We start from the raw sequence: 3,218 nt of genomic DNA on the forward strand, positions 1-3,218 counted from the left end.
GATATTCGCGATGGGAATGACCCTATCATCACTCAAATCGAGACGGCGCAAGTCTCAGAATCTGGGTTAACGGGCGGCACCGAAGACGGCCAAGCTGCCGTGCAAGACAGTGGCACTATCACTATCGATGTCGGCAGTGATGACATTGCCGCGCTGAAACTCGATATTAGCGCGCTTTACCGAGCAATCGACATTGAAAGCGCAAGGGCAAACCGTGCGCTTGATAGAAGACTCTGATGTGCCCGGTCAATACCTGGGAGTGATTACCGTTGACGGGCAAGATGTGCCTGTTTTTGAGGTCGCGCTCGATCAAGCCAGCCTTAAAGATTACACCTTTACCTTGCTCAGACCGCTCGATCACAGCGGTGATAATGATGAGAGCTTGGTGATTAATTTGCCGGTGGTCGCGGTGGACAGCGATGGTGATGAATCAGCATCGGTGAATCTCGCTATCACCGTGAATGACGACATTCAGACGGTGGTAGATGGCGAGATAAAGGTCACCGAGCCTGATACGCAGTACGATAACGAATCACAGCCTATTACGCTCATCAGTGCGTCGGGCGCGGAGCAAGGCGTGGTAACGCAATTCACCTTTGATGGTGGCGACCCGATTCCGTTAGTCGACGGTCAAAGTGAATACTTGGTCACCGACGGTAAAGTGATCGTCTCTGCCGATGGCACACTCTCGTTTGCGCCAGACAGAAACATCGATCATCACTCAGTCAGTGACGTGGTGAGCCACACCTTAGTGGCGACCATTGAAGATGGCGATGGTGACGTGTTGACCAGTACGGTCACTATCGATATTACCGATGGTAATGACCCCGTCATCACTCAAATCGAGACGGCGCAAGTCTCAGAATCTGGTTTAACGGGCGGCACCGAAGACGGCCAAGCTGCTGTGCAAGACAGTGGCACCATCACTATCGATGTCGGCAGTGATGACATTGCCGCGCTGACACTCGATATCACGCGCTTTACCGAGCAATCGACATTGAAAGCGCAAGGGCAAACCGTGCGCTTGATAGAAGACTCTGATGTGCCCGGTCAATACCTGGGAGTGATTACCGTTGACGGGCAAGATGTGCCTGTTTTTGAGGTCGCGCTCGATCAAGCCAGCCTTAAAGATTACACCTTTACCTTGCTCAGACCGCTCGATCACAGCGGTGATAATGATGAGAGCTTGGTGATTAATTTGCCGGTGGTCGCGGTGGACAGCGATGGTGATGAATCAGCATCGGTGAATCTCGCGATCACCGTGAATGACGACATTCAGACGGTGGTTGATGGCGAGATAAAGGTCACCGAGCCTGATACGCAGTACGATAACGAATCACAGCCTATTACGCTCATCAGTGCGTCGGGCGCCGAGCAAGGCGTGGTAACGCAATTCACCTTTGATGGCGGCGACCCGATTCCGTTAGTCGACGGTCAAAGTGAATACTTGCCGTCACCGACGGCAAAGTGATCGTCTCTGCCGATGGCACACTCTCGTTTGCGCCAGACAGAAACATCGATCATCACTCAGCCAGTGACGTGGTGAGCCACACCTTAGTGGCGACCATTGAAGATGGCGATGGTGACGTGTTGACCAGCACGGTCACTATCGATATTCGCGATGGGAATGACCCTATCATCACTCAAATCGAGACGGCGCAAGTCTCAGAATCTGGGTTAACGGGCGGCACCGAAGACGGCCAAGCTGCCGTGCAAGACAGTGGCACTATCACTATCGATGTCGGCAGTGATGACATTGCCGCGCTGAAACTCGATTTAGCGCGCTTTACCGAGCAATCGACATTGAAAGCGCAAGGGCAAACCGTGCGCTTGATAGAAGACTCTGATGTGCCCGGTCAATACCTGGGAGTGATTACCGTTGACGGGCAAGATGTGCCTGTTTTTGAGGTCGCGCTCGATCAAGCCAGCCTTAAAGATTACACCTTTACCTTGCTCAGACCGCTCGATCACAGCGGTGATAATGATGAGAGCTTGGTGATTAATTTGCCGGTGGTCGCGGTGGACAGCGATGGTGATGAATCAGCATCGGTGAATCTCGCTATCACCGTGAATGACGACATTCAGACGGTGGTAGATGGCGAGATAAAGGTCACCGAGCCTGATACGCAGTACGATAACGAATCACAGCCTATTACGCTCATCAGTGCGTCGGGCGCGGAGCAAGGCGTGGTAACGCAATTCACCTTTGATGGTGGCGACCCGATTCCGTTAGTCGACGGTCAAAGTGAATACTTGGTCACCGACGGTAAAGTGATCGTCTCTGCCGATGGCACACTCTCGTTTGCGCCAGACAGAAACATCGATCATCACTCAGTCAGTGACGTGGTGAGCCACACCTTAGTGGCGACCATTGAAGATGGCGATGGTGACGTGTTGACCAGTACGGTCACTATCGATATTACCGATGGTAATGACCCCGTCATCACTCAAATCGAGACGGCGCAAGTCTCAGAATCTGGTTTAACGGGCGGCACCGAAGACGGCCAAGCTGCTGTGCAAGACAGTGGCACCATCACTATCGATGTCGGCAGTGATGACATTGCCGCGCTGACACTCGATATCACGCGCTTTACCGAGCAATCGACATTGAAAGCGCAAGGGCAAACCGTGCGCTTGATAGAAGACTCTGATGTGCCCGGTCAATACCTGGGAGTGATTACCGTTGACGGGCAAGATGTGCCTGTTTTTGAGGTCGCGCTCGATCAAGCCAGCCTTAAAGATTACACCTTTACCTTGCTCAGACCGCTCGATCACAGCGGTGATAATGATGAGAGCTTGGTGATTAATTTGCCGGTGGTCGCGGTGGACAGCGATGGTGATGAATCAGCATCGGTGAATCTCGCTATCACCGTGAATGACGACATTCAGACGGTGGTAGATGGCGAGATAAAGGTCACCGAGCCTGATACGCAGTACGATAACGAATCACAGCCTATTACGCTCATCAGTGCGTCGGGCGCGGAGCAAGGCGTGGTAACGCAATTCACCTTTGATGGTGGCGACCCGATTCCGTTAGTCGACGGTCAAAGTGAATACTTGGTCACCGACGGTAAAGTGATCGTCTCTGCCGATGGCACACTCTCGTTTGCGCCAGACAGAAACATCGATCATCACTCAGCCAGTGACGTGGTGAGCCACACCTTAGTGGCGACCATTGAAGATGGCGATGGTGACGTGTTGACCAGCACGGTCACTAT

General features: G+C 52.8%; 3 protein-coding genes. All 3 read left to right on the forward strand.

The window, feature by feature from the left end:
* On the forward strand, window positions 1-237 hold a 237-nt coding region (locus AC6R1A_RS05865), incomplete at its 5' end, for a hypothetical protein (RefSeq protein ID WP_500646154.1).
* The gene (locus AC6R1A_RS05870) at window positions 194-1,471 is read left to right on the forward strand and encodes a T1SS-143 repeat domain-containing protein (RefSeq protein ID WP_500646155.1); all 1,278 of its coding nucleotides are present in this window, start codon (window positions 194-196) and stop codon (window positions 1,469-1,471) included. The genes AC6R1A_RS05865 and AC6R1A_RS05870, both read left to right, overlap by 44 nt.
* A partial coding sequence (locus AC6R1A_RS05875) for a T1SS-143 repeat domain-containing protein (RefSeq protein ID WP_500646156.1) occupies window positions 1,468-3,218 on the forward strand: 1,751 nt, incomplete at its 3' end. The genes AC6R1A_RS05870 and AC6R1A_RS05875, both read left to right, overlap by 4 nt.

This window comes from Vibrio sp. R10-SG3-ISO3 (assembly GCF_059834225.1).